This window comes from Pseudomonas sp. ChxA, assembly GCF_030263855.1.
Taxonomy (GTDB): Bacteria; Pseudomonadota; Gammaproteobacteria; order Pseudomonadales; family Pseudomonadaceae; genus Aquipseudomonas; species Aquipseudomonas fluorescens_CB.
In genome coordinates, this window is the sequence record NZ_JARPMK010000001.1 from 332,157 (window position 1) to 356,158 (window position 24,002).

Here is a 24,002-nt window from a genome sequence, read left to right on the forward strand (position 1 = left end):
ATCGGGGTGGGGTATTGAAGCGCAGGTTGGGGGAAATCCCAAGGGAATCTAGACGCGCTGACCGGGTGTGCTTGGCGCCAGCTCGCCCTTCTGCAGCCATTGCAGCGCAATCGGCCACAACCGGTCCTGATATTCACTGCGAAAAAAAGCGAAATGCCCGACGGCTTTTTCGCCGATGTCCTCGGGCGCGATTCGCAGATGAGTGCGCGCGCTGTTTTCAAAATAGCCCAGCAGTCGCTCAATAGCCGCCACTGTGCCAAACGGATCGTCGGTGATGCTGATAGCCAGCAACTGCGCCTTCACCCGGGCAAAGGGCAGCACGCCCAGGCCGCGCCCGCTGGGGCGCGTTTCATAGCGCGGTGTCGGCATGCTCCAGTCGCGCACCACGCCTGCCGGCGTGTCCTCCAGCCAGCCCATGCGCTTGCCTGGGAAATATCCGTACAGGGCTGTCACCAGCGGCATCACCACGTGCCATTTGGCAAACATGCGCCAGCGCCCGCTCGCCGCGTAATCGCGCCAGTACGCAAACTGCGCGCCGACGGTCACGATGCGCCGAATCGCCGCGCCGGAAGCACCGAGCCCTGCCGCGCAGCCCCCAAAACTGTGGCCGACCACATCAATCGGCTGCCCCGGAAACTCCCGTTGCGCACGTTGCAGCATCGCCTCGAAATCCAGCACGCCCCAGTCCGACCACGACGCCTTGAAGCCTCGCAACGAGCCGCTGCGGGATTCGCCGATGCCGCGATAGTCGTAGGTGATCACGTCGAAGCCGTTGGCAAACAGATAGTCGGCGAAGCGTGAATAGTGGCGGCAGCAGACCGAGGTGGCGGCGTTGATGATGACGACCGGGCGTTCGAGGTCGGTGCGCGGGTGGCGCCAGGTGAAGCCGCCGATTGGGTAGCCGTCGGCAGCGAGTTCCTTGAAGGGATCGCCGTGGCCTGGTTTGGAGTTGATCGCAGCCATTCGCAAAGAAGCGTCATTCAAGTTCATCGTTTATCGGCCCGTGCCTGTTTTTATTTTTTTAGTAACAGTTGTTCAGTTTGCCAGCACTTGTGCCCACTCTGACAGTGCTACTAATGTTCGGCACTTACTGATAACGCCACACATCCGAGAGGAACGACAGCAAACCATGGAGCGTTTAGACTGGCAGGTACCCATTACGGAGGTCTCTATGAGCATTCCCCTTTCTCCCATCGTTTCGGAATTTGAAACCGAGGAGCAGGCTGCCAGTTATGACCTTTGGTTCCGCGCCAAAGTGCAGGCTTCGATTGATGACCCACGCCCGAGTATTCCGCATGACGAGGTCATGGCTGAAATGCGAGCTTTGATTGAGTTGAAGCGAAAAGAGCGTGATGCGAGTTGAGTGGCGGCCTGAGGCGCGGGCTGAACTCAGAGCAATTTTGAATTATATCGTTGAGCACAATGTTGCTGCGGCCAGTCTTCTGAACGAAGCCATTGAGGCTGCGACAACGGCGCTTCCTCAGCATCCTTACCTGTACCGCTTGGGGAGGGTCTCGGGCACACGAGAAATTGTTGTGCATCCCAATTATCTGGTGATTTATCGCATTACAGATTGGATTGAGATACTGACGGTACTCCATGCTCGCCAGGAATACCCCTGATACGCGCCCCACTTTTACCACTCGACCTCCCGCCAGTAGATGCCTAGGCTTGCACCTTTGCGATCGACTCGAGCGTCCTCATGACCCGCGACACCCTCGAACACAACCAGATCCCGATCTACTTCGTCGCCGTGCTCCTGGCGGCCGCATTTGGCGTGTTCGTACCCTTGTCAGCCCAAGGGCTTGGCGTGTTGGTCACGCCTGCCATTGCAGTGCTGATGTACGCCATGTTCCTGCAAATTCCGTTTCTGGACCTGCGCCAGGGCCTGGGCAACAAACGCTTTATCTGCGCATTGCTGCTGGCCAATTTCATTCTGGTGCCCTTGCTGGTGTGGGCGTTGACCCGAGGCCTGGTGGAGCGCCCGGCGTTGCTGGTGGGCGCGTTGCTGGTGTTGCTCACGCCGTGTATCGACTATGTGGTGGTGTTTACCCATATCGGCAAGGGTGACTCGCGGCTGATGCTGGCGGCGACGCCGGTGCTGTTGTTGCTGCAACTGGTGCTGCTGCCGGTGTACCTGAGCTTCATGATGGGCGCGCAGTCCGCCGTGGTGGTGGCGGTGGGGCCGTTTGTCGAGGCGTTCCTGTTGCTGATTGTGCTGCCGATGGTCCTGGCGGTGTTGACCACCTCCCTGGCGCGGCGCTCAAGCATTATCAAGTGTTGGAACAGCGCCTGGGCGTGGCTGCCGGTGCCCGCGATGGCGCTGGTACTGTTTGTGGTGATCGGCTCGCAGATCAATTCGGTGGTGCGTGATATCGCGTTGTTGTTGCCGGTGATCCCGGTGTACCTCGGCTTCCTGTTGCTGGCGCCGCTGATGGGCGCGCTGGCTGCGCGGCTGTTTGCGTTGCCTGCTGTGGCAGCGCGGGCGGTGACCTTCAGTGCTTCGACGCGCAACTCGTTGGTGGTGCTGCCACTGGCCTTGGCGCTGCCTGAAGATGTGCGCGGGCTGGCCGCGACGGCGGTCATTGTGCAAACCCTGCTTGAGCTGGTGGGCGAGCTACTCTACATCCGGCTGATTCCCGCGCTGGTGTGGCGCGCCGGTCGATAGATCCATAAATACTCGGATTTGTTCAGGCGTCATTCAGGGGTGGAGTCGGCACCATGGAGTCGGCGTACCCTACCTGAAAGGACATTCGATGGATCACCGCAGCCGTTATCGCCTGGAGTCGCTGGGCCTGTTTCTGATCGCTTTATTGCTGTTTACCTTGGGCATCTGGGACGAGCAACCCCAAGGCTTTGACGGGCGCTGGGCGTTGTTCATGCAGGAAATGTTTCGCCATGGCGCGAGTCTTTTCCCTACCACCTACGGTCAGCCGTACCCGGACTATCCCGGCACTGCGACTTTCTTCAGTTTTGTGTTTGCCCGCCTGTTCGGCGCGCCGAACCACCTGGCCAACGTGCTGCCGACGGCTCTGGCTGCAGCGGGCATGATCGCCCTGATTTATCGCTTGCTGGTGCCGTTCAGTCGGCCTTGGGCATTGCTGACGGTGCTGCTCACGCTGCTCACCACCCAATTACTCGACAAGTCGCGCTCGGTCTGCCTGGACCTGATGGTCGCGTTGTTATGCGTAGGCAGCTTCTACCTGCTGCACACGGGCGAGCGTCTCGGGTCACGGCTTCGACAGTTGGCCGTATTCCCGCTGTTGGTGCTGGCCTTCGCGATTCGTGGGCCTCTAGGGCTTATCGAGGTCTGCGGCGTGGTCTGCGTTTACTGGGCGCTGGGCCGGCCGGGTGAGCGGGTCAAGCAGGTGCTGATCCATGGTTTTGTCGGGCTGGCGTTGCTCGGGGCCTGCTGGTGGGCGTTGATGAAGCTGGCGCGGGTCAGCGGTGGCGATGCCTTTGCCGATGAGGTGTTCAGGATGCAAGTCAGTGGGCGCCTCGACGAGTCCGGCGAGCCGTTCTACTTCTACTTCAAGCTGAGTTTGTACCGTTACTTCCCGGTGGTGCCGTTGGCGTTGGCGGCGATGATCGCGTTGCGTCATCGCTGGTCTGAGCGCTGGGCCAACGAAGACGTGCAAATGGTAGTGCGCCTGGCGGCCTGTGGCCTGATGATCTTGCTCGGGCTGTCGGTGCCGCACTTCAAACGCGCTTACTACATTCTGCCGATGGTGCCGATGTTTGCCGCTGTCGCGGCCTATGGGCTGCTCCAGGCGCAAAACTGGTTCGTCGGCGTGCGCCGCTGCTACGAATGGCTTGTCGTGGCGCTACCGGCGTTGTGCCTGGTTGTGTTGTTTATCTGCCGGCACACCTGGCAGAAGCACGGTTACTGGCCCGACGTGTCGCTGCCGCCGTTGATTGGCGTGTGGGTGGTGCTGCAAGTGGCGGCGCTGATTGCCTGGCGTCGCCCAATGCGCCTTATATGGCTCAGTGCGATCGCCCTGGCGGCGCAATGGTTGCTGCTGGTGGTGGTGATCGATCCAGCCAAGGACCTGCAATACGACACCCGTAAGTTTGTCAGCCAGGTAGAGGCACTGCGCGCGTCGCAGCCGGGGCCATTGGTGTTTGTCGACCTTGGCCGCGACACCTGGGCTATCCGCTACATGATGAACCTTACGCATGATGAGCAACCGCTGTTCGTCGCCGGTAACGAGCCTGAGAAGCTCGCCACCCTGCCGCGTCCATCCTGGGTGCTGGTGCCGCGCAAAGAAGCGGCATTGCTCAAGGGCACGCCGATGGAGCAGCAGGCACCAAACTTCGAAGGGCGGCTTAACGACAACCCGCTGATGGTGTTTCTACTGAAGTAGGCAGGCGCCTACTTGCACTGGTAGCCCTCGGGCATCGTCACGGTGTAGTTGCGCTGCACGCGGTCCTGGAAGTTGAGGTTCTGCAGGCCCTGTTCGACCAGGAAGGCTTCGATCTTGGCGGCCTGGCAGTCTTCGTTGTAGGACATCACCCGCAACACGTACACCGCGCGTCGGCTCACTTCGTCACGCGCGGTGGCGGTGAAGGTGGTGAGCGTGGTGTAGCCGGTGCGTTCCGAGGTGCCCACCGGGCCGTAGGTGGTGTTCGGCTTGCTGGTGCAGGTCAACTGGTCGGCTTTCTTTTTGTTCTTCTTGCACTCGGTGGTGGTGCTGGTGGGCACCTGGCCGTAATCGGTGGCGGTGTAGCGGTAAGTGACCTGCTTGCTGTCGACATCCAGGATGATGGTCATTTTGATCGGCCCGTGGTTCTTGGGCAGGCTGGCATCGGTGTACACCTCGCGAAAACCCTGGTCCTTCATGGCGCTGACCATGTCCCGCAGGTAGTAGCGGGCATTGAGCGTGTTTTGCGCGCTGCCGCCCACGGATGTGGTCACCAGCACCAGCGCCTGTCGATCAAAGTGATAGTCCGGATCCGGTGTTGCGTTGATCGAGACATCCATTTGTGTGGCGCAGCCACTGAGCAACGCCGTCAGCAGCAACAGCGCGCAGAACAAGTACCGGTTCATCAAATAACTACCTTGCAACAGAAAATTCAGTAACAGCTAAACGATCGAGCAGCGGGATAAATAACCCTCGGGTGTGGATCAGGTGGGGCGTTGGCCCGCGGCCACTAAATCGCAGGCAATAAAAAACCCCAAGGAATCATCTTCGCTTGGGGTTTTTCGGTATTTTGGTGCCCAGAGACGGAATCGAACCGCCGACACGGGGATTTTCAATCCCCTGCTCTACCGACTGAGCTATCTGGGCAACGGGGCGCATTAAACGGGTTTTTCAGGGGGTCGTCAAGCAAGTTTTCAAAAAATATTTAATTATTACCGTCGCTTACGTGCCGACCCCGGTTTTTGATCAATTATTGAGCAGGCGGCACGTAGCCGTCGGCCTTGGCGTAATCCTCGCCGGAAAAGAACTTGTCCATTTCGCCCGCCAGGTATTTACGGTCTTCGGCGTTCATCATGTTCAGGCGTTTTTCGTTGATCAGCAGGGTCTGGTGTTTCAGCCAGTCACCCCAGGCTTGGGCAGAGATATGCTCGAAAATATCCTGGCCCTTGGCACCTGGGTACGGAGGGCGTTCCAGGCCTGGCAGTTCTTCTTTGTACTTGCGGCACGTTACGGTGCGGGTCATGACGAAACTCCTGCGTTCAATACGTCGGCCGCGCGCTTCAGCAGTTCTTTCACCGGGGCGGCAAGGCCCAGGCGCGGCGGGGTGGCGAGGTTATACCAGAGCCAGTCGGCCTCGGCCACGTGATGGGCAGATTCCTCCACCTGCACCAGCCAGGGCTCGATGGCCAGCTGGAAGTGGCTGAAGGTGTGGATCAGCCCCGGCAGCGGCTGTTGCTCGCCCAGTCCCAGCGCGTGTTGGTGGGCGAGGTGTTCCAGGTCTTGCAGGTCATCGAGTTCCGGCAAGCTCCACAAACCGCCCCACAGGCCCGTGGACGGGCGACGGTACAGCAGAATCGCGCCCTCGGCGTTAGCCAGCAGCGGCATCAGCGTGCGCTTTTGCGGGATGGTCTTGCGCGGCTTGGGGATCGGATAGCGTGTTTCCAGGCCGAGCATGTGGGCTTCGCAGCCTTTTTCCAGCGGGCACAGCAGGCAGCTTGGCTTGCTGCGCGTGCAGAGCGTGGCGCCCATGTCCATCATCGCCTGGGTGTAGGCGTTGACGCGATCGTGGGGCGTAAAGCGCTCAGCGGTGGCCCAGAGCTGTTTCGCGACCTTGGGTTCGCCTGGGTAGCCCTCTTGCGCGGTAAAACGCGCCAGTACGCGTTTGACGTTGCCGTCCAGGATCGGCGCGCGCAGGCCCATGCTCAAACTGGCGATGGCGCCGGCAGTGGACAAGCCAATGCCGGGCAGCTCAGTGAGCTTTTCCACATCCTTGGGGAATTCACCCCCGTATTCAGCAACGACAATCTTGGCGGTCTTCTGCAGGTTACGTGCGCGGGTGTAATAACCCAGGCCGGTCCACAGGTGCAGCACTTCATCTTCCGGCGCGGCGGCCAGGGCTTCGACCGTCGGCAAGGAAGCCATGAACCGGTCGAAGTAGTTGAGCACGGTGCTCACCTGGGTCTGTTGCAGCATGATCTCCGAGACCCACACCCGGTAAGGCGTGATGCCCTGTTGCCAGGGCAGGTCATGGCGACCGTGGCGGTCGTACCAGTCCAGCACCGCCTGTGAAAACTGCTCGTTTCTCATCGTTTGAACAGGCCTTTAAGGGCGTCTTTAAGCTGCGGATTAACCTTGTCGAGCTTCTCTTCGATTTTGTCGCTGAGCTTGTTGCCGGCGGCTTTGATGGCGACTTGGGTCAAGCCGTCCTTGTCCAGGCGGCAAGCTTTGGCACCCAGCTCCAGCGGGCCACGGCAGCGCAGCGGCACTTCGATGTTCTGGAAGTTGGCGCCAACCTGGCAGGCCGGGTCCGGCACGTCGCGTTGGTCGCCTTCGACGATGATGCCAACGCGGTAGTCCATGCCCAGCACACGCAGGTCGACGTCACCGTTGCCGTTGACCGCCAGTCCCGGGATGCGCACTTTCAGGTCCGGGTTACTTGCCACGCCGTTACGGAAGTTAAGCGTGCCGCGCAGCTCCTGGAACGGTGTGTCCTTGCCCTGTGGCGTGGCGCTGAGGGTTTTGCGGTTGAGCAAGGCAATGCCGGTGCACAGTTGCTGTTCAATATTGGCATTGAGCAGCGCGCCGTTATTGATCACAAAGCTGGCGGTACCGTTGAGGCTGTCGATCAGCGCTTTCTGGCTGTTGCCACGGCCGCTGAGGTTGCTGTCCAGAGTGACCTGGCCTTTGACCGGCGGGTTTTGCCCCTGGGCTTGCAGGATGCGTTCAACCGGCACTTGCTTGATGTGGGTTTGCAGCGCCAGCAGCGGGATGTCCTGGCGCACATCGAGGGTGCCGTTGGCCTGGAAGGTACCGTTGTAGAGGCCGCCGCTCAACGTGTCGAGTTTGAGCTGGCCGTCGGCGCCGGAGGCTTTGAGCGCTGCATTCTGGATCGGCAGCTTGCTTAAGGTCAGTTGCCCAAAGGCCAGGTCGGCGTTTACGTCCAGGGCGCGCAGGCGGGTCAGTGGCAGCAGCTTGTCGGTGCTCCACGCGCCTTTGGTTGGAGCTTCCGGCAGTGGTGTGGTGCCACCGGCAGCCATGGCGCCAGCTTCGCTGTTCTGCACTTCGGCTTGGCGGGCGGCGGTTGCACCTTTGGCCGATTCGGACTTGGCCGGCAGGTAGTTGTCGGCATTGAAGGTGTCGCCCTTGAGCTGCACGCGCAGGGCTTGCTTGGCGAAGTCATCCACGGCGATGCGACCGGTGAAGGTGCTGCCGTCGAGTTTCAGGTTCAGGTCTTCCAGTGCCACGCTGGTCGGCGTGCCCTTGAGGCGGCTGACCAGCTCGACCTTGCTCAGGCTGCCGTCAGCCATGGGCGGCAGTGGGTGGCCGACGCTGTCGAGGAATTTGGCCAGGTCAAACTGAGCGATCGATAAAGCGCCGCTGAGTTGCGGGGTTTTGTTCAGGTCATTGACCTTCAGTTCGCCCAAGGCCCGCAATTGGTTGGCGGAGAGCTTGAGGTTGGTCCATTCGGCGATGTTGGCCGCCAGATCCACCAGCAATTGGCCCTGGGTGGAGAAGGTCACGGTCTTGCCTTGCAGCGGCTCGCCGGTGGCTTCGCCGCTGAGTTTCATGTCTTCGAACTGGTAGCGCTGCAGGGCACGCTGGATGCGCAGGTTGCCGTTCAGTTCGGTTTTGACGCGCATCAGTGGCTGGTTGCTGCCCAGGAATGCGGTGAGCTTGAGTGGAATGCTCGCGCCTTCGTGCACGGCACCGGCGCTCAGTTGGATGCTTTCAGCGCTGAACTGTTTGCCGGTCTGCTCATCGTTGTATTCAACGCGGGCGTTGTTGATGGTCAGGCTGTCGATGTCCAGGCGGATCGGCTTGGGCGGCTTTTCCGGTTCAGGCTCGGCAGGCGCTTGCGCTGGGGCAGGGGCGCTGGCCGTTTCGGTCGCATCCGGCACGTTCTTGCCGATGTCTTCCCAGTTGCCATGGCCTTGCTTGTCGCGATTAAGGCGCAGGTTCAGGCCTTCGACACGCACGTCGCTCATCTGCACTTCGCGGCGCAGCAACGGCAGCACGCGCACTGACAAACCGAGCATCTGCAAGTCGGCGAACGGTTGGGTCGGGGCAGTGAGGGTCGCTACGCTGGCTTCATGCAGCTCAAGGCCCAGCCACGGGAACAGGCTCCAGCCGATATCGCCATTGAGCGTCAGCTCGATGTGGGCCTTGTCGCGGGCAATCTGGCGAATCTCGTCTTTGTAGTCGTTGGGATCGAAGAGGTGGGTCAGGGCAAAGCCCAGGGCCACAATGATCAGCAACAGCCCGAGGAGTACCAGACCCAGGATTTTGCCGAACGCTTTCATGGGCGAGTCCTTGTATGTCGATTTCAAAATTTAGCCGCAGAGTATAACGCCCGGAGGCCTGCGTCAGTTCACGCATCGTTACATTGTATCTAGCGGCGGCAAAATCGGATTTTTACGCCAGACAGATCAGATTGAGTGAAAAAGGTGATGTCAGTTTGGTTTTTCTGTCATCCACTGGTGCTAATCTTCGCGGGTTCGTCTGTCGTCTGCGACACAACGTCGCGCTTAAAAGGAGCTTTACTCAACAACAACGGCCAACGCTCTGCGTGCAAGGTCGAGGGAGAGAGCGCCTGACGGACACATACTAATAACTGGGGGAAACACCAATGAGCACTAGCACTGCGGCCGGTAGTACAGCCGCGCAGCCTGCGTTCCTGTCCAAGGAGCGCATTATCGCCAAGCCCGGGTTCAACCGCTGGCTGGTTCCGCCGGCCGCCCTGGCCATCCACCTCTGCATCGGCATGGCCTACGGGTTCTCGGTATTTTGGCTGCCGCTGTCCAAAGCACTGGGTATCACCGCGCCGGTCGCCTGCGCACCGGACATGAGCTTTATCGCGCAAGTCTTCTCGTCCCAGTGCGACTGGCCCATCTCCATGCTGGGCTGGATCTACACCCTGTTCTTTATCTTCCTGGGTTGCTCGGCAGCCATCTGGGGCGGCTGGCTGGAACATGCCGGGCCACGTAAGGCGGGCGTTGTATCGGCGTTGTGCTGGTGCGGCGGCCTGTTGATCTCGGCGCTGGGGATTTATACCCACCAGATCTGGCTGATGTGGATCGGCTCCGGCGTGATCGGTGGTATCGGCCTGGGCCTGGGTTATATCTCGCCTGTATCGACGCTGATCAAGTGGTTCCCGGACAAGCGCGGCATGGCTACCGGCATGGCGATCATGGGCTTCGGCGGTGGCGCAATGGTGGGTGCACCGTTGGCCGCAGCGCTGATGGGCCATTTTGCCTCGCCAACCAGCGTGGGCGTGTGGCAGAGCTTTGTGGTCATGGCCGTCATCTACTTCGTGTTCATGATCGGTGGCGCACTGTCGTACCGCGTGCCGCCGACCGGCTGGAAGCCTGAGGGCTGGACCGCGCCGGCGAAAAAAGCCAGCAACGCGATGATCACCCACCGTCACGTGCACGTGAACGTGGCGTGGAAAACCCCGCAATTCCGCCTGGTATGGCTGGTGCTGTGCCTGAACGTGTCCGCCGGTATCGGCATCCTCGGCATGGCTTCGCCGCTGTTGCAGGAAGTGTTCGGTGGCAAGTTGCTGGGTGTGGATGTGCCGTTCGGTCAACTGGACGCGGGCCAGTTGGCCTCTATTGCGGCCATCGCTGCAGGTTTCACCGGTCTGTTGAGCCTGTTCAACATCGGTGGCCGGTTCTTCTGGGCGTCGTTCTCCGACTACCTGGGCCGTAAAAATACCTACTTCGTGTTCTTCGCCCTGGGCTTTGCCCTGTATGCGCTGATCCCGAACCTGGGGCACCTGGGCAACGTGGCGCTGTTTGTGGCGGCGTTCTGCATCATCCTGTCGATGTACGGCGGCGGTTTTGCGACCGTGCCTGCGTACCTGGCCGACCTGTTCGGCACCCAGATGGTCGGCGCGATCCACGGTCGCCTGTTGACTGCATGGGCGGCGGCTGGCGTGCTGGGCCCGGTGTTGGTGAACTACCTTCGCGAATACCAGCTGAGCATTGGCGTTCCGCGCGCTGCGGCTTACGACATCACCTTGTACATCCTCGCAGGCCTGTTGGTGCTGGGTTTCCTCTGCAACCTGCTGGTGCGCCCGGTGGCCGACAAGTACTTCATGACCGACGCCGAGCTGGCTGCCGAACAGGCGCTGGGCCATGACAAAGGCGCCGATGCCAGCACTTCGCTGGAGTGGAAAGCCGCCCCAGGCAGCAAACCATTGGCGATTGCCGCCTGGCTGGTGGTGGGTATTCCGTTGGCGTGGGGTGTGTGGGTAACCCTGCAGAAAACGGCGGTACTGTTCCACTAACACCGCAAAACCCTTGTTGAAGGGGGGGTTGTTGTGGCGAGGGAGCTTGCTCCCGCTGGGTCGCGAAGCGGCCCCAACCGAGTCACCGCGTTGTTTCAGGCAGATTGCGGTGACTGGCTTTGGGGCTGCTGCGCAGCCCAGCGGGAGCAAGCTCCCTCGCCACATAAGCCTTCCCGCGCTTGTATGCACATGTCTATCCTCGACACTCCATCAGTCTTATCCCCTTCGATGTTTCTGTTTAGCGCCCGCGCCCCTATAATGGCTGCCTTTTTCGCCCAATGATTTTGCGGAGCTGGTGATGGCCGAACGTAAGGTATCCGTCGAGCGCGACACTCTGGAAACCCAGATCAAAGCCTCGATCAACCTGGATGGCACCGGAAAGGCCCGATTTGATATCGGTGTACCTTTTCTTGAGCACATGCTGGACCAGATCGCACGCCACGGGCTGATCGACCTGGATATCGTCAGCAAGGGCGACCTGCATATCGACGACCACCACACGGTGGAAGACGTAGGCATCACCCTAGGCCAGGCATTTGCCAAGGCCATCGGCGACAAGAAAGGTATCCGTCGCTACGGCCACGCCTATGTCCCGCTGGACGAAGCGCTGTCGCGTGTGGTCATCGACTTCTCCGGCCGCCCAGGCCTGCAGATGCATGTGCCGTACACCCGCGCTACCGTGGGCGGCTTCGATGTCGACCTGTTCCAGGAGTTTTTCCAGGGCTTCGTCAACCACGCACTCGTCAGCCTGCACATCGACAACCTGCGCGGCACTAACACCCACCACCAGATCGAAACCGTGTTCAAGGCTTTCGGCCGCGCACTGCGCATGGCCGTAGAGCTGGATGACCGCATGGCCGGGCAAATGCCCTCGACCAAGGGCGTTCTGTAATGCAGACGGTCGCGGTTATCGATTACGGCATGGGTAACCTGCACTCGGTGGCCAAGGCACTCGAGCACGTGGGTGCCGGCAAGGTGCTGATCACCAGCGACGCCAATGTGATTCGCGAAGCCGACCGGGTGGTGTTCCCCGGCGTCGGCGCGATTCGCGATTGCATGGCCGAGATCCGCCGCCTGGGCTTTGACAGCCTGGTGCGCGAAGTCAGCCAGGACCGCCCGTTCCTCGGCATCTGCGTGGGCATGCAAGCCTTGCTCGACAGCAGTGAAGAGAACGGCGGCGTCGACTGCATTGGCCTGTTTCCTGGCCAGGTGAAGTTCTTTGGTAAAGACCTGCACGAAGACGGCGCGCACTTGAAGGTGCCGCACATGGGTTGGAACGAAGTCAGCCAGACAGTCGATCACCCGCTGTGGCACGACATTCCGGACCTGGCGCGTTTCTACTTTGTGCACAGCTACTACATCAATGCCGGTAACCCGCGCCAAGTGGTGGGTGGCGGGCATTATGGCGTCGATTTTGCCGCAGCGCTGGCCGACGGTTCGCGCTTTGCCGTGCAGTTCCACCCGGAGAAAAGCCATACCCATGGCCTGCAATTGCTGCAGAACTTCGCCGGGTGGGATGGTCGCTGGTAATGGCCAAGAAGCCGAAGCCGCCGATCTTGAACCTCACGCCCGAACAGGAGCGTGAGGCTACCGACAAGATCAAGCGTTTCATGGAGGACCGTTTCGAGCTTAAGTTGGGCTCGTTCGAGGTCGCCGAGATTCTTGAGTTGTTCACCACCGAAGTGGCGCCGCACTATTACAACAGGGCGATTTTCGACACGCAGACGCTCCTTAAAGAAAGGTTCGAAAGCATCGAAAGCGACCTGTGGTCGCTTGAGAAACCCTGATTTCCCAAGCATTGCTGAATATCGAATAAGGTTTGCCAGATGCTGATTATCCCCGCTATCGATCTCAAGGACGGCGCTTGTGTACGCCTGCGCCAAGGCCGCATGGAAGACTCCACCGTGTTCTCCGATGACCCGGTGAGCATGGCTGCCAAATGGGTAGAAGGGGGCTGCCGTCGTCTGCATCTGGTGGACTTGAACGGCGCCTTCGAAGGCCAGCCAGTCAATGGCGAAGTGGTTACCGCCATCGCCAAGCGCTACCCGAACCTGCCGATCCAGATCGGCGGCGGCATCCGCTCCCTGGAAACCATCGAGCACTACGTCAAGGCTGGCGTGAGCTACGTGATCATCGGCACCAAAGCCGTGAAAGACCCGGCCTTTGTCGCCGAAGCCTGCCGTGCGTTCCCCGGCAAGGTGATTGTCGGCCTGGACGCCAAAGACGGTTTCGTCGCCACCGATGGCTGGGCTGAAATCAGCACCGTGCAGGTCATCGACCTGGCCAAGCAGTTCGAAGCCGACGGCGTGTCCGCCATCGTTTATACCGACATCGCCAAAGACGGCATGATGCAGGGCTGCAACGTGCCGTTCACCGCAGCGCTGGCCGCCGCGACCAGGATCCCGGTGATCGCATCCGGTGGTATTCACAACCTGGGTGACATCAAGTCGCTGCTGGACGCCAAGGCGCCCGGCATCATCGGCGCCATTACTGGCCGCGCGATCTACGAAGGTACTTTGGACGTCGCCGAAGCCCAGGCTTACTGCGACGCCTACAACGGCTGAGGACTGACCATGGCGCTGGCCAAACGCATCATCCCTTGCCTGGACGTCGACAACGGTCGCGTGGTCAAGGGCGTCAAGTTCGAGAACATCCGCGATGCCGGCGACCCGGTGGAAATCGCCCGTCGTTACGATGAGCAAGGTGCCGACGAGATTACCTTTCTCGACATCACCGCCAGCGTCGACGGCCGCGACACCACATTGCATACCGTCGAGCGCATGGCCAGCCAGGTGTTTATCCCGCTGACCGTGGGCGGTGGCGTGCGCACCGTGCAAGACATCCGCAACCTGCTCAATGCCGGTGCGGACAAGGTCTCGATCAACACCGCTGCCGTGTTCAACCCGGAGTTCGTCGGCGAAGCCGCGCAGCACTTCGGCTCGCAATGCATCGTGGTCGCCATCGACGCCAAGAAAGTCTCCGGGCCGGGCGAAACCCCGCGCTGGGAGATCTTCACCCACGGCGGTCGCAAGCCCACCGGCCTGGACGCGGTGGAATGGGCGATGAAGATGGAAGGTTTGGGCGCCGGTGAGATCCTGCTGACCAGCATGGACCAGGACGGCATGAAAAACGGTTTCGACCTGGGCGTGACCCGCGCCATCAGCGATGCGCTGGGCATCCCGGTGATCGCCTCCGGCGGCGTTGGCAACCTGCAGCACCTGGCCGACGGCGTGATCGAAGGCCACGCCAGTGCAGTGCTGGCGGCGAGCATTTTCCACTTTGGCGAATACACCGTGCCTGAGGCTAAAGCCTATATGGCCGCGCGCGGTATCGTCGTTCGCTAAACGCTGCTGGACACCCTGGCAGGCGCGGGGCACTCTCTGCGCTTGCCATGGATTCCGGTAGCCTTCATGTTCAAGACTCTTCTGCTTGCCCTCGCCAGTACGTCCATTCTGTTGACGGGTTCGGCTCACGCCGAGGAACCGTCCGACGCCTCCCTGGTGTTGCTGACGGAAAACTTCCCGCCCTACAACATGGCGAAAAACGGCAAGAACTTCGCCAAGGAAGAAAACATCGAGGGCATCGCCGTCGATATCGTGCGCGAGACGTTCAAGCGTGCCGGCATTTCCTACAACCTGACTTTGCGTTTTCCTTGGGAGCGAATCTACAAACTCGCCCTGGAAAAGCCCGGTTACGGCGTCTTTGTGATGGCGCGCCTGCCGGACCGCGAAGCGCTGTTCAAATGGGTCGGCCCTATCGGCCCGGATGACTGGGTGATGCTGGCCAAGGCCGACAGCAAGATCGAGCTGACAGACCTTGAACACGCTCATCGTTACAAGATCGGCGCCTACAAGGGTGACGCCATTGCGCAGACCCTGGAAAAACAGGGCCTTAACCCCATCGTTGCGCTGCGTGACCAGGACAACGCGCAAAAACTGGTGGATGGGCAGATCGACCTGTGGGCCACCGGTGATCCGGCGGGCCGTTATCTGGCCCGCCAGGTTGGGGTGACCCAGCTGAAAACCGTGCTGCGCTTCAACAGCGCCCAGTTGTACCTGGCGCTGAACAAAGACGTGCCGGATGAGGTGGTGGCCAAGCTTCAGGCAGCACTCGACCAGTTACGGGGTGAGGGTGGTGTCGATCAGATCATGGCCCGTTACCTCTAGTTCGGGCTCTGTTCGAGGCGCTTCTACCGGTGGAGGCTGCTCCTGAGGTAGTGCGTCGGGCAGTACCTCGGCGTTTGGATAATCGCTCATGTAGACGTTGTCACCGTTGGTATAACTGGCGGTGCTTGAAACCTGGCTGCCGTCCTGTCGCAGCAGGCGGTATTCGCTTTGGACAAGGTACGCCGCAACGGCTTTTTGCGGCGGAACATAAGTGATGATTTCCAGCGAAGAAGGCTGGTTCCAGCCTTTCGCCGAGCGCTGCGTGTGTGTGAAGTCGCGATCCAGGTGCGCCGAAAAACTCAACTCGAAGAGGTGTTCGCCCACCGGCCACTCTTTGCCCAGGCCGATGCTGGTGTTGGCCGTCAGTGCCTTGGCAGTCCCTTCTACTTCACCTTTTGCAGCCGTCCACATGAATGGCTGACTGGTAGCTTCAGTGTTGTGCCCAAAACCGACGCACAGGTGGCGGTCCGTGCGTTCCAAGAGGTAGGTGGGCGATGCCTGAAACTGTTCCATCACAGCCATCTCCGGGTCTTTGACACAGAACCATGGCAGCTCGCACACCTGAGGCGTGTAGGCGGGTTCATCACTGCCCGGGTTTTCGTACCCGCTGAGCGCGGGCGGTGGCGGCAAGTCGTGCAGCTGCGCTGTCAATGTCAGACGCAGTGAATAGGCCTCAAGGTTTGGCCTGGCATAGCTGCCATTGCCGATAAAGGTGCCGGGGGCGAGGTATATTTCGCCGGCGGGTGCATCGGGAGGTGTCACCGACCAGAGGCTCAGGTCGTTGGCGGCGCCGCTGCCTTTATCGTCCCAGATCAGTTCGCCCGTTTGAGCGGCCATCACCAAGTCTTCTCGCACGCATCGCACGGCATGGCGTGAGGGTTTGTCGTAGTCCACGCCGTACACCAGCCCCATTGCCACATAGCCCTCTGGCGGCAGCGGGCGCCAGATGGACGCATTGCTCAGCGCTCCGGAGCCTTCATCCTGCCACACCAGTTGATAATCGACGGGCGCACGCAGGGCTGTGCCATCGACGTTGTTCACGTCGCTGACCACGGCGACAACGTTGCCGTGGTTGATATTGCGATAGTGGTTGACCGCAATATCACCCAAGGTAAAAAACGGTCTCAGGGCATCGGAGGCGGTGCTCGGCCGCCAGAGGCCGACGGCTTTATGCGCGCCCGACCCCTTGTCGTTCCACAGCGGCAGAAACTCGCTGGTAAAGCTGATGAGCAGGTCATTGAATTGCAGAGGCTTCATGGAGGGCTCTCCAGTTGATGGGAGCGTCAACTATCGAGCAGGGCAGTCGGTACCGAGCGGTAACTATCTACGCGCTGGAAGATACGTACCGTTTTTGCCGTGTGCCGCCATGGCCTGGTTGCTGCGCACACTGATCATCAACTTGATATCAATCCAGTCGATGCCCTGGGCCTTGAGCTTGGGCAACTCACGCTCCAGTACCGCCAGGGTTTGCGGGTAAGGGTGGCCGATCATCACCACCGAGCCCTGTTTGTGCGCCAGCTTGATCGCAGTTTGCAGTTGCGTGCCAATCGCCGCCTCGGTGCGTTCGTCATCCAGGAACACATCCCGCGACACATGCGCCAGCCCGATCTTCTGCGCCTCGGCGGCGGCGACGGTCTGCGCGCTGGTGCGGCTGTCGACAAAGAACTTGTTGCGCCGTTGCAGCTCGGCCATCAGCCACGCCATCGCCTCTGGCTGGGCGGTCATGCGGCTGCCCATATGGTTGTTGATGCCAGCGGTATAGGGCACGGCCTTGAAGGCGGCGTCCAGGCGTTTGCCGAGTTCTTCGATGGGCAGCTCGGGGTGCCAGGCGAACGGGCCGGTGGCCGGGTCCATGGGCATATGCAGGATCACGATCTTGCCGGCCTTGTGCGCCTCACGGGCGAATTCGGCGGCGTGGGGCGTGTCGGGCATGATCGCCGTAGTCACCGGCCCAGGCAGGGCCAGCACGCGACGGTCCCGAGGCAGGTTTTGCCCCAGGTCGTCGATGATCAGGGTCAGGTAGGCTTTTTGCGGCTCGCCGGCCGGCGTCGCGTGGGCGACGCCGGCCAGGCTGCACAGCAGAGCGATGATCAGGGCAAAACGCATATCAACGGCTGCGCGTAATGCTCAGGCCTTTAAGCAGGCTCAGCGCCTGAGCCAGTTGGTAGTCGTCGTCCTGCGGCATCGGCTTGGCTTTGGTGGCGCTGCCGGTCGGCTGGTCGGCGCCGCCGTTGCCATTGCCCAAGTGACCTTGCAGGTCGGCCTCTTTGTAGTACTCGCTGTCGACCTCGTTGGTGATCTTGGCCCTGCGTACCTCGATATCCGGCACGATGCCCTGGGCCTGGATCGAGCGACCGTTCGGCGTGTAGTACAGCGCTGTGGTGATCTTCAGGGCGCGGTCGTTGTTCAGCGGCAATACGGTTTGCACCGAGCCTTTGCCGAAGCTGGTGGTGCCCATCAGCACGCCGCGTTTCTGGTCTTGCAGGGCACCGGCGACAATTTCCGACGCCGAAGCGCTGCCGCCGTTGATCAGCACGGCCAGTGGCACGCCTTCGCTCAGGTCATGGCCGGTGGCCGAGAAGCGCAACTCGGAGTTGGCGATACGGCCCTTGGTGTAGACGATCAGGCCTTTGCTGATGAAGTGGTCGACCACTTCCACCGCCGACTGCAGCACGCCGCCTGGGTTGTTACGCAGGTCGAGCACGATGCCGTTGAGCTTCTTGCCGTTGTCTTTGCGCAGCTTGGCCAAGGCCTTGGCCACTTCGTCGCCGGTCTTGACCTGGAACTGGGTGATACGGATGTAACCGTAGCCCGACTCCAACAACTGGCTCTTCACGCTCTTGACCGTGATGGTCGCGCGGGCCAGGGTCACGTCAAACGGGTTGCCGCCGTCGCGCACCAGGGTCAGGGTGATTTTCTGGCCGAGCTTGCCGCGCATCTTGTCGACGGCTTCGGTAATGGTCTGGCCACGGGTCGGCTGGCCGTTGATCTTCACGATCAAGTCGCCGGCCTGAATGCCCGCCTTGGACGCAGGCGTGTCATCAATCGGCGAGACCACTTTGATCTGGCCATCTTCGGAGCCGACTTCGATGCCCAGGCCGCCGAACTCACCGCTGGTGCTCTCCTGCAGCTCGGCAAAATCCTCCGGCCCCAGGTAAGCGGAGTGCGGGTCGAGGTTGCTGAGCATGCCCTTGATGGCATTTTCCAGCAGGGTCTTGTCGTCTACGGGTTCGACATAGGCTGCCTTGATCCGGTCCATGACCTCGGCAAAGGTGCGCAGCTCGTCCAGCGGCAGCGGCGCCTTGGTGGTCGCAGCGGTGGCGGCGGGTGCAGCCTGGTCGGCAAAAGCCAGAGGCGCGCCGATCACCAGGGCGATCGTCAGGGCCAGCGAAGTGAGGCGGGACAAATGCAGCATGTCGAACGAACTCCTAATGTAGGTGCAGCCCTATCCTTGGGAACGGCACCATTGTGCAGGGTCGCTCGGGCGGCCCTGCTGACGAATAGCGAAGTACAGCGCCGGGGTGTCCTGGCCACCACTGTTACCGACAGTGGAGATGGATTCACCGGCTTTTACAACATCACCTGCCGACTTGAGTAATGTCTGATTGTGGCCGTAAAGGCTCAAATAGCCATTGCCATGGTCAAGAATCACCAACAAACCGGCGCCGCGCAGCCAATCGGCAAAGACCACACGGCCACCGTGAACAGCGTGGACCTGGCTGCCGGCAGCGGCGCTGATCATCACCCCATCCCACTTGGCGCGGGTGTCATCGCCACGGGTTTCACCAAAGCGTGCCAGTAGTCGACCATCAACTGGCCATGGAAGTTTGCCGCGGGCTGAAGCAAAAGGGCCGCCGAAGTTCTCGCCGGAGCTGGAAACCAGCGGCCCAGGCGCTGCACGCGCCGGTTTACGCGGCGCCGGCGCGTCCGTGGTGGCGGCCAGCTCGGCTTCACGCTGGCGCTTTTTTTCTGCTTCCTGCTGGGCGATCAGCGCTTTTTGCCGCGCTTCTTCGGCCTCACGTGCCTGGCGCGCCAGGGTTTCTTCGATGGTTTTGAGCACTTTGCCCAGGTCAGCCTGGTCTTGCTCACGGGCTTGCAGCTTGGCGTCGCGGGCCTTCACGTCATCGTTGAGCTTGGCCAGGGCTTGCTGGCGCTCTTTGCGCACCTTGTCCAACTGGTCGCGCTGGGTGTCGAGGGCGGTTTTCTGGTCCATCAGTTGCGACTGCTGGTCGGCGATTTCCTGCTCGACATTGGCCAGCTGGCGCAGGGTTTCATTAAAACCCTTTAATTGCGCCAGGCGCGCCTTGCTCAAGTAGTCGTAGTAAGTAAGGGTGCGCGCAAATTTCTCGGGGTTCTGCTGGTTGAGCAACAGCTTGAGGTATTCCTGGCGGCCGCTCTGGTAGGCGGCGCGGGCCTGAATCGCGATCAGGCGTTGCTGTTCAACGCGTGCGCTCTGGAGTTTTTTTTTCTCAGCGTCGAGTCGCTCCAGTTCCGACTCGCTCTTCTTTAATTCTTTTTGTAGCTCCTGGACTTGCTTCTCAAGCTTGCCCATCTCGGTTTCCGTGCCGCGCAGGTCTTTCTGCACCCCGGATTTTTCTTCCTGGAGCTTGCCGAGCAGTTTTTTCAGCTCGGTAATGTCCTGACGCGTAGCGTCCAACTGTTGTTGGGTTTGTGCGCGCTCATCGGCAAACGCCGGTTGGAGCAAGCAGACTAGAGCGAGGGTAATCAAGGCGCGAAGCATAGAGGCGGGCGACACCAGGGAAAGGGACGGCCTAGTATGCCCGCCAAGCGCCGCAAAAAAAACGCCCAATTCGGACTGGAGAGCAAGATATCTCACGGACGCCACATGCAGATGTGGGAGCTGGCTTGCCTGCGATAGCGGTGTGTCAGTGAACTGTGTAGTCGACTGGCAGAATGCTATCGCGGGCAAGCCCGCTCCCACACTGGTTTTGTGGTGAGGCTGGGATCAGACCAGAATCGAAGTACCGGTCATCTCTTTCGGCTTCTCCAGCCCCATCAGCTTCAGCATGGTCGGCGCCACGTCCGCCAGCACGCCGCCTTCACGCACTTTAAGGTCGCGTTTGCCGACGTAGATGAACGGCACCGGCTCTGTGGTGTGCGCGGTATGGGCCTGGCCGGTGGATTCGTCGGACATCTGCTCGCAGTTGCCGTGGTCGGCGGTGATCAGCGCTTCGCCGCCGACTTTTTCCAGGGCATCGACGATGCGACCGACGCACAGGTCCAGGCATTCCACGGCTTTAACGGCCGCTTCCAGGTTGCCGCTGTGGCCGACCATGTCACCGTTGGCGTAGTTGACCACGATCACGTCGTAACGCTGGTGTTCGATGGCATCGACGATTTTGTCAGTGACTTCCGGCGCGCTCATCTCTGGCTGCAGGTCGTAGGTAGCGACTTTTGGCGACGGGATCAGGATGCGTTCTTCACCCGGGAACGGCTCTTCGCGGCCACCGGAGAAGAAAAAGGTCACGTGGGCGTATTTTTCGGTTTCGGCAATGCGCAGCTGGGTCTTGCCGTTTTTCGCCAAATAGTCGCCCAGCACGTTTTCCAGACTGCCCGGCGCGAATGCCGAAGGGGCCGGGATGTTAGCGGCGTATTGGGTGAGCATTACGAACTCGGCTTTCGGCTGGCGCGCACGCTCGAAATCCTTGAAACCGGCGTCAACGAATACGTGGCTCAGTTCACGCGCACGGTCGGCGCGGAAGTTCATGAACACCAGGGCGTCGCCGTCTTCGACTTTGACCGGCTCGCCGATGGTGGTGGCTTTGACGAATTCGTCGCTCTCGCCACGTGCATAGGCGGCTTCCAGGCCTTGCTGGGCAGTGGCGGCGTGAAACTCGCCCTGGCCTTCCGCGATCAGGTTGTAGGCCTGGGCGACACGGTCCCAACGGTTGTCACGGTCCATGGCGAAGTAGCGGCCAACCAGGCTGGCGATACGGCCCTTGCCGAGGGCGGCGAAGGTGGCGTCGAGCAGTTCGATGGACGATTGCGCGCTTTTTGGCGGCGTATCACGGCCATCGAGGAAGGCGTGCAGGTAAATCTTGTCGGCACCGCGCTTGAAGGCCAGCTCAGCCATGGCGACCAGGTGATCCTGGTGGCTATGAACGCCGCCGTCGGACAGCAAGCCCATAAAGTGCACGGCCTTGCCGGCGGCTACAGCTTTATCTACCGCCGCGCAGATGGCTGGGTTCTCGAAGAACTCGCCGTCGCGGATCGATTTGGTCACACGGGTGAAGTCTTGGTATACCACTCGTCCGGCGCCGAGGTTCATGTGGCCGACTTCCGAGTTGCCCATCTGGCCGTCCGGCAAGCCTACGTCCATGCCGGAACCGGAGATCAGGCCGTTGGGCACGGTGGCGGTCAGGCGGTCGAGTACCGGCTTCTTGGCCGAGTACACGGCGTTGTCGTGGTGGCTTTCACTGTGTCCGAAGCCATCGAGAATTATCAGGACCAAAGGTTTAGGCGTAGTAGTCATAGATCCTCTCGCGGCGGTAATAAAGGAAGACAATTGAAAAGGGAGTCGCAGTTTAAAGCGAAGTTCCGACCACGTCACCGCTTTACGGGGGTTGGCCGCCCCTGACGGCTGTGTATACTTACCGCCATTTTAACGCCCTGGAACCTCCTTGATGGTTGATCACCTGATTGCATTTGCCACTGCCCACTACCTGCTCGCGGGTGCCTTCGTCATCCTGCTGGCGCTGCTGATCGCTCATGAAATGAGCCGCGGTGGCCGCAGCCTGAGCACGTCGGAGCTGACCGCACTGGTCAACAAGGATGAGGCCGTTGTCGTGGATATTCGCCCGGCCAAGGATTTTGCCGCCGGCCACATCGTTGGCGCCCTGAACATCCCGCAAGACAAGCTGATCGCGCGCTTGCCTGAGCTGGAAAAACACAAGGCCAAGACCATTATTCTGGTCGACGCCCAAGGCCAGCACGCCGGCACCCACGCCCGCGAGATGCTCAAAGCCGGTTTCACCGCCGCCAAACTGTCCGGCGGTATCGGCAGCTGGAAGGCCGATAACCTGCCGCTGGTGAAGTGATATGAGCCAGGTTGTCGTTTACTCCAGCGATTATTGCCCTTACTGCATGCGGGCCAAGGCCCTGCTTGAGAAGAAGGGCATTGCTTTCGAAGAGATCAAGGTCGACGGCAAACCCCAAGTGCGCGCCGAAATGACCAAGAAAGCGGGGCGCACGTCCGTGCCGCAGATCTGGATCGGCGACAAGCATGTCGGTGGGTGCGATGACCTGTTCGCTCTGGAGCGCGCCGGTAAACTCGATGCGCTGCTGCTCGTCTGACTCCTAAACCCTAAAAGACCCCAAGATCAAGAAGGATCTGCGATGACTGACCAACAGAACACCGAAGCAGCAGAAGCTCAAGGCCCACAGTTTTCGCTGCAGCGGATCTACGTGCGTGACCTGTCGTTCGAAGCGCCGAAAAGCCCGGCCATCTTCCGTCAGGAATGGACCCCAAGCGTTGCGCTGGACCTGAACACCCGTCAAAAGGCTTTGGAAGGCGACTTCCACGAAGTCGTGCTGACCTTGTCCGTGACTGTTAAGAACGGTGAAGAAGTAGCCTTCATCGCTGAAGTGCAACAGGCTGGTATCTTCCTGATCCAGGGCCTGGACGAAGCGTCCATGAGCCACACCCTGGGCGCGTTCTGCCCGAACATCCTGTTCCCGTATGCCCGTGAGACCCTGGACAGCCTGGTCACCCGTGGCTCGTTCCCTGCGCTGATGCTGGCGCCGGTGAACTTCGATGCCCTGTACGCGCAAGAGCTGCAGCGCATGCAACAGGAAGGTTCGTCGACTGTTCAATAAGTCGATGCGGTAAAAAAATGTGGGAGCTGGCTTGTGTGGGAGCTGGCTTGCCTGCGATAGCATCACCTCGGTTTATCTGAATGACCGAGGTGTCTGCATCGCAGGCAAGCCAGCTCCCACAGAGGCCTCCTCCCACATTTCGTTTATGCGTTACTTGAAGCCGAGCTGGCGCCAGCCTTCGTAAACCGCGACGGCCACAGTGTTGGACAAGTTCAAGCTGCGGCAACCCTCGCGCATCGGCAAACGCAGACGATGGCCATCGGGCAAAGCATCAAGCACCTCCGCCGGCAGGCCACGGCTTTCCGGGCCGAACAGGAAGGCGTCGCCTTCGGCAAAGCTGGCATCATGAAACGGTCGCGAGCCCTTCGTGGTGAACGCGAACAGCCGTGGGTGGCCCAGGCTTTCCAGGCAGCTTGCGAGGTCGGCATGGCGCTTGAGCGTGGCGTACTCGTGGTAGTCCAGCCCGGCGCGGCGCAGGCGTTTGTCGTCCATGTCAAAGCCCAGCGGCTCGATCAAATGCAGGTGGCAGCCACTGTTGGCGCACAGCCTGATAACGTTGCCGGTATTCGGCGGAATTTCTGGTTGAAAAAGGATGACGTGAAACATGCACGGCTCCGAAGGCAAAGATGCGCTGCATTCTACCCCTGAAGACGACCCAAGGCCGAAGCTATTGCCACGGGTGATGGGCTCTTTGGCGATTGTTGGGCTGATGGTGGGCCTGATGATCGGCCGCCTGACCACGCCCGACCCGGTTGAGTTGCAGCAGGTAGAAATAGCCGCGGACGGCATAGTGGTGTGGTTCAACAGCGAACCCAAGCTGCACGGCGAACACGTCGATGGCACCGTTGCTGTGCTGTTCGACGCGCAAGGCAAGGCTGCCAGCGGGCAACTCAAGGTCAATGAGAGGGACGTGAATTGGCGCATCCGCAAGACCGATGGCGGCTTGCTGCTGAACCTGGTGGCGGCTCGGGCGTTGCACGGGGAGTGGAAAGGCGAGAAGGCCGATGGCCGCTGGCGGCTGCAGATCCATCTGCGCGAAGAATAAAAGAGGGAATCCCCGGCCTGCCTGTA

The 24,002-nt window shown here is 60.7% G+C and carries 26 protein-coding genes and 1 tRNA gene; 15 read left to right on the forward strand and 12 right to left on the reverse strand.

The features are described 5' to 3' along the window. Positions 1 to 48: 48 nt before the first annotated feature. A complete protein-coding gene (locus P5706_RS01380; protein WP_502945427.1) occupies positions 49 to 990 on the reverse strand; it encodes an alpha/beta hydrolase family protein in 942 nt (313 codons plus the stop codon). 181 nt (positions 991 to 1,171) lie between these two features. Between P5706_RS01380 and relB the strand changes: the two genes are divergently transcribed. The 4 genes from relB (at position 1,172) to P5706_RS01400 (ending at position 4,364) form a co-directional block, all read left to right on the forward strand. Further along, the gene (gene relB, locus P5706_RS01385) at positions 1,172 to 1,363 is read left to right on the forward strand and encodes a type II toxin-antitoxin system RelB family antitoxin (protein ID WP_056860716.1); all 192 of its coding nucleotides are present in this window, start codon (positions 1,172 to 1,174) and stop codon (positions 1,361 to 1,363) included. Continuing rightward, positions 1,353 to 1,622: a type II toxin-antitoxin system RelE/ParE family toxin gene (locus tag P5706_RS01390; protein WP_285678383.1), complete on the forward strand. Its 270-nt coding sequence runs from the start codon at positions 1,353 to 1,355 to the stop codon at positions 1,620 to 1,622. The genes relB and P5706_RS01390 overlap by 11 nt, the downstream gene beginning before the upstream one ends. An 80-nt stretch (positions 1,623 to 1,702) precedes the next feature. After that, a complete protein-coding gene (locus tag P5706_RS01395; protein WP_285678384.1) occupies positions 1,703 to 2,668 on the forward strand; it encodes an arsenic resistance protein in 966 nt (321 codons plus the stop codon). 88 nt (positions 2,669 to 2,756) lie between these two features. Next, on the forward strand, positions 2,757 to 4,364 hold the full coding sequence (locus P5706_RS01400; protein WP_285678385.1) for an ArnT family glycosyltransferase: 1,608 nt from the start codon (positions 2,757 to 2,759) through the stop codon (positions 4,362 to 4,364). A gap of 8 nt (positions 4,365 to 4,372) precedes the next feature. On the opposite strand, the gene P5706_RS01405 is transcribed toward P5706_RS01400, so the two are convergent. From P5706_RS01405 to P5706_RS01425, 5 genes are all read right to left on the reverse strand, one after another. Next, positions 4,373 to 5,047, reverse strand: a complete 675-nt coding sequence (locus P5706_RS01405; protein ID WP_285678386.1) for a hypothetical protein — start codon at positions 5,045 to 5,047, stop codon at positions 4,373 to 4,375. 165 nt (positions 5,048 to 5,212) lie between these two features. Further along, positions 5,213 to 5,288: transfer RNA gene (locus P5706_RS01410), tRNA-Phe, on the reverse strand. 103 nt (positions 5,289 to 5,391) lie between these two features. Beyond that, a complete protein-coding gene (locus P5706_RS01415) occupies positions 5,392 to 5,664 on the reverse strand; it encodes an oxidative damage protection protein (RefSeq protein WP_099487712.1) in 273 nt (90 codons plus the stop codon). After that, on the reverse strand, positions 5,661 to 6,728 hold the full coding sequence (mutY, locus tag P5706_RS01420; RefSeq protein ID WP_285678387.1) for an A/G-specific adenine glycosylase: 1,068 nt from the start codon (positions 6,726 to 6,728) through the stop codon (positions 5,661 to 5,663). The genes P5706_RS01415 and mutY overlap by 4 nt, the downstream gene beginning before the upstream one ends. Continuing rightward, the gene (locus tag P5706_RS01425) at positions 6,725 to 8,941 is read right to left on the reverse strand and encodes an AsmA family protein (protein WP_285678388.1); all 2,217 of its coding nucleotides are present in this window, start codon (positions 8,939 to 8,941) and stop codon (positions 6,725 to 6,727) included. The genes mutY and P5706_RS01425 overlap by 4 nt, the downstream gene beginning before the upstream one ends. Before the next feature lie 326 nt (positions 8,942 to 9,267). Here P5706_RS01425 and P5706_RS01430 point away from each other — a divergent pair, with 326 nt between their 5' ends. The 7 genes from P5706_RS01430 (at position 9,268) to P5706_RS01460 (ending at position 15,095) form a co-directional block, all read left to right on the forward strand. Further along, on the forward strand, positions 9,268 to 10,929 hold the full coding sequence (locus P5706_RS01430; protein ID WP_200433734.1) for an OFA family MFS transporter: 1,662 nt from the start codon (positions 9,268 to 9,270) through the stop codon (positions 10,927 to 10,929). A gap of 298 nt (positions 10,930 to 11,227) precedes the next feature. Continuing rightward, positions 11,228 to 11,821 carry an imidazoleglycerol-phosphate dehydratase HisB gene (gene hisB, locus P5706_RS01435; RefSeq protein WP_017138645.1) on the forward strand — a complete coding sequence of 198 codons (594 nt, stop codon included), beginning with the start codon at positions 11,228 to 11,230 and terminating at the stop codon, positions 11,819 to 11,821. Then, positions 11,821 to 12,459, forward strand: coding sequence for an imidazole glycerol phosphate synthase subunit HisH (gene hisH / locus P5706_RS01440; RefSeq protein ID WP_200433733.1), 639 nt, complete (start codon positions 11,821 to 11,823; stop codon positions 12,457 to 12,459). Before hisB ends, hisH begins: the two co-directional genes overlap by 1 nt. Then, positions 12,459 to 12,716 carry a DUF2164 domain-containing protein gene (locus P5706_RS01445; RefSeq protein WP_005783916.1) on the forward strand — a complete coding sequence of 86 codons (258 nt, stop codon included), beginning with the start codon at positions 12,459 to 12,461 and terminating at the stop codon, positions 12,714 to 12,716. Before hisH ends, P5706_RS01445 begins: the two co-directional genes overlap by 1 nt. Positions 12,717 to 12,755: 39 nt before the next feature. After that, positions 12,756 to 13,493: a 1-(5-phosphoribosyl)-5-[(5-phosphoribosylamino)methylideneamino]imidazole-4-carboxamide isomerase gene (gene hisA / locus P5706_RS01450; protein ID WP_008435688.1), complete on the forward strand. Its 738-nt coding sequence runs from the start codon at positions 12,756 to 12,758 to the stop codon at positions 13,491 to 13,493. Between the two features lie 9 nt (positions 13,494 to 13,502). Then, the gene (gene hisF, locus P5706_RS01455; protein WP_003171107.1) at positions 13,503 to 14,273 is read left to right on the forward strand and encodes an imidazole glycerol phosphate synthase subunit HisF; all 771 of its coding nucleotides are present in this window, start codon (positions 13,503 to 13,505) and stop codon (positions 14,271 to 14,273) included. Between the two features lie 66 nt (positions 14,274 to 14,339). Then, the gene (locus tag P5706_RS01460; protein WP_200433732.1) at positions 14,340 to 15,095 is read left to right on the forward strand and encodes a substrate-binding periplasmic protein; all 756 of its coding nucleotides are present in this window, start codon (positions 14,340 to 14,342) and stop codon (positions 15,093 to 15,095) included. Here P5706_RS01460 and P5706_RS01465 read toward each other — a convergent pair. From P5706_RS01465 to gpmI, 5 genes are all read right to left on the reverse strand, one after another. Beyond that, entirely contained in the window at positions 15,048 to 16,352 is a 1,305-nt protein-coding gene (locus P5706_RS01465; protein ID WP_285678391.1) for a Vps62-related protein, read from the reverse strand. The genes P5706_RS01460 and P5706_RS01465 overlap by 48 nt on opposite strands. A gap of 63 nt (positions 16,353 to 16,415) precedes the next feature. Then, positions 16,416 to 17,201, reverse strand: a complete 786-nt coding sequence (locus P5706_RS01470) for a divergent polysaccharide deacetylase family protein (RefSeq protein ID WP_200433730.1) — start codon at positions 17,199 to 17,201, stop codon at positions 16,416 to 16,418. A gap of 1 nt (position 17,202) precedes the next feature. Next, positions 17,203 to 18,510, reverse strand: a complete 1,308-nt coding sequence (locus P5706_RS01475; protein ID WP_285678392.1) for a S41 family peptidase — start codon at positions 18,508 to 18,510, stop codon at positions 17,203 to 17,205. Positions 18,511 to 18,540: 30 nt separating this feature from the next. Then, positions 18,541 to 19,836, reverse strand: coding sequence for a murein hydrolase activator EnvC family protein (locus tag P5706_RS01480; RefSeq protein ID WP_138817255.1), 1,296 nt, complete (start codon positions 19,834 to 19,836; stop codon positions 18,541 to 18,543). Between the two features lie 225 nt (positions 19,837 to 20,061). Next, a complete protein-coding gene (gene gpmI, locus P5706_RS01485) occupies positions 20,062 to 21,588 on the reverse strand; it encodes a 2,3-bisphosphoglycerate-independent phosphoglycerate mutase (RefSeq protein ID WP_285678393.1) in 1,527 nt (508 codons plus the stop codon). A gap of 151 nt (positions 21,589 to 21,739) precedes the next feature. Here gpmI and P5706_RS01490 point away from each other — a divergent pair, with 151 nt between their 5' ends. From P5706_RS01490 to secB, 3 genes are read left to right on the forward strand one after another with little or no spacing between them, the layout of a single operon-like run. Next, positions 21,740 to 22,153: a rhodanese-like domain-containing protein gene (locus tag P5706_RS01490; RefSeq protein ID WP_017138635.1), complete on the forward strand. Its 414-nt coding sequence runs from the start codon at positions 21,740 to 21,742 to the stop codon at positions 22,151 to 22,153. Position 22,154: 1 nt separating this feature from the next. Next, positions 22,155 to 22,409 (forward strand): glutaredoxin 3, encoded by a 255-nt coding sequence (gene grxC / locus P5706_RS01495; RefSeq protein WP_285678394.1) that lies wholly within the window; start codon positions 22,155 to 22,157, stop codon positions 22,407 to 22,409. Positions 22,410 to 22,451: 42 nt separating this feature from the next. Beyond that, a complete protein-coding gene (gene secB / locus P5706_RS01500; protein ID WP_012721755.1) occupies positions 22,452 to 22,931 on the forward strand; it encodes a protein-export chaperone SecB in 480 nt (159 codons plus the stop codon). Between the two features lie 150 nt (positions 22,932 to 23,081). On the opposite strand, the gene P5706_RS01505 is transcribed toward secB, so the two are convergent. Continuing rightward, complete coding sequence (locus P5706_RS01505) at positions 23,082 to 23,537, reverse strand: tRNA (cytidine(34)-2'-O)-methyltransferase (RefSeq protein WP_003171120.1); 456 nt, start codon at positions 23,535 to 23,537, stop codon at positions 23,082 to 23,084. Here P5706_RS01505 and P5706_RS01510 point away from each other — a divergent pair. Beyond that, positions 23,536 to 23,976: a hypothetical protein gene (locus P5706_RS01510; protein WP_285678395.1), complete on the forward strand. Its 441-nt coding sequence runs from the start codon at positions 23,536 to 23,538 to the stop codon at positions 23,974 to 23,976. The two genes, P5706_RS01505 and P5706_RS01510, sit on opposite strands and share 2 nt — an antisense overlap. Positions 23,977 to 24,002 lie beyond the last annotated feature (26 nt).

Coding starts and splice junctions, on each gene's coding strand:
- P5706_RS01395 (WP_285678384.1), top strand. CDS start 1,703: ATGACCCGCGACACCCTCGAACACAACCAGATCCCGATCTACTTCGTC.
- P5706_RS01490 (WP_017138635.1), top strand. CDS start 21,740: ATGGTTGATCACCTGATTGCATTTGCCACTGCCCACTACCTGCTCGCG.
- mutY (WP_285678387.1), bottom strand. CDS start 6,728: ATGAGAAACGAGCAGTTTTCACAGGCGGTGCTGGACTGGTACGACCGC.
- P5706_RS01390 (WP_285678383.1), top strand. CDS start 1,353: ATGCGAGTTGAGTGGCGGCCTGAGGCGCGGGCTGAACTCAGAGCAATT.
- hisA (WP_008435688.1), top strand. CDS start 12,756: ATGCTGATTATCCCCGCTATCGATCTCAAGGACGGCGCTTGTGTACGC.
- P5706_RS01475 (WP_285678392.1), bottom strand. CDS start 18,510: ATGCTGCATTTGTCCCGCCTCACTTCGCTGGCCCTGACGATCGCCCTG.
- grxC (WP_285678394.1), top strand. CDS start 22,155: ATGAGCCAGGTTGTCGTTTACTCCAGCGATTATTGCCCTTACTGCATG.
- P5706_RS01470 (WP_200433730.1), bottom strand. CDS start 17,201: ATGCGTTTTGCCCTGATCATCGCTCTGCTGTGCAGCCTGGCCGGCGTC.
- gpmI (WP_285678393.1), bottom strand. CDS start 21,588: ATGACTACTACGCCTAAACCTTTGGTCCTGATAATTCTCGATGGCTTC.
- hisH (WP_200433733.1), top strand. CDS start 11,821: ATGCAGACGGTCGCGGTTATCGATTACGGCATGGGTAACCTGCACTCG.
- secB (WP_012721755.1), top strand. CDS start 22,452: ATGACTGACCAACAGAACACCGAAGCAGCAGAAGCTCAAGGCCCACAG.
- hisF (WP_003171107.1), top strand. CDS start 13,503: ATGGCGCTGGCCAAACGCATCATCCCTTGCCTGGACGTCGACAACGGT.
- P5706_RS01415 (WP_099487712.1), bottom strand. CDS start 5,664: ATGACCCGCACCGTAACGTGCCGCAAGTACAAAGAAGAACTGCCAGGC.
- P5706_RS01425 (WP_285678388.1), bottom strand. CDS start 8,941: ATGAAAGCGTTCGGCAAAATCCTGGGTCTGGTACTCCTCGGGCTGTTG.
- P5706_RS01445 (WP_005783916.1), top strand. CDS start 12,459: ATGGCCAAGAAGCCGAAGCCGCCGATCTTGAACCTCACGCCCGAACAG.
- P5706_RS01400 (WP_285678385.1), top strand. CDS start 2,757: ATGGATCACCGCAGCCGTTATCGCCTGGAGTCGCTGGGCCTGTTTCTG.
- P5706_RS01405 (WP_285678386.1), bottom strand. CDS start 5,047: ATGAACCGGTACTTGTTCTGCGCGCTGTTGCTGCTGACGGCGTTGCTC.
- P5706_RS01430 (WP_200433734.1), top strand. CDS start 9,268: ATGAGCACTAGCACTGCGGCCGGTAGTACAGCCGCGCAGCCTGCGTTC.
- P5706_RS01380 (WP_502945427.1), bottom strand. CDS start 990: ATGAACTTGAATGACGCTTCTTTGCGAATGGCTGCGATCAACTCCAAA.
- hisB (WP_017138645.1), top strand. CDS start 11,228: ATGGCCGAACGTAAGGTATCCGTCGAGCGCGACACTCTGGAAACCCAG.
- P5706_RS01465 (WP_285678391.1), bottom strand. CDS start 16,352: ATGAAGCCTCTGCAATTCAATGACCTGCTCATCAGCTTTACCAGCGAG.
- P5706_RS01460 (WP_200433732.1), top strand. CDS start 14,340: ATGTTCAAGACTCTTCTGCTTGCCCTCGCCAGTACGTCCATTCTGTTG.
- relB (WP_056860716.1), top strand. CDS start 1,172: ATGAGCATTCCCCTTTCTCCCATCGTTTCGGAATTTGAAACCGAGGAG.
- P5706_RS01510 (WP_285678395.1), top strand. CDS start 23,536: ATGCACGGCTCCGAAGGCAAAGATGCGCTGCATTCTACCCCTGAAGAC.
- P5706_RS01480 (WP_138817255.1), bottom strand. CDS start 19,836: ATGCTTCGCGCCTTGATTACCCTCGCTCTAGTCTGCTTGCTCCAACCG.
- P5706_RS01505 (WP_003171120.1), bottom strand. CDS start 23,537: ATGTTTCACGTCATCCTTTTTCAACCAGAAATTCCGCCGAATACCGGC.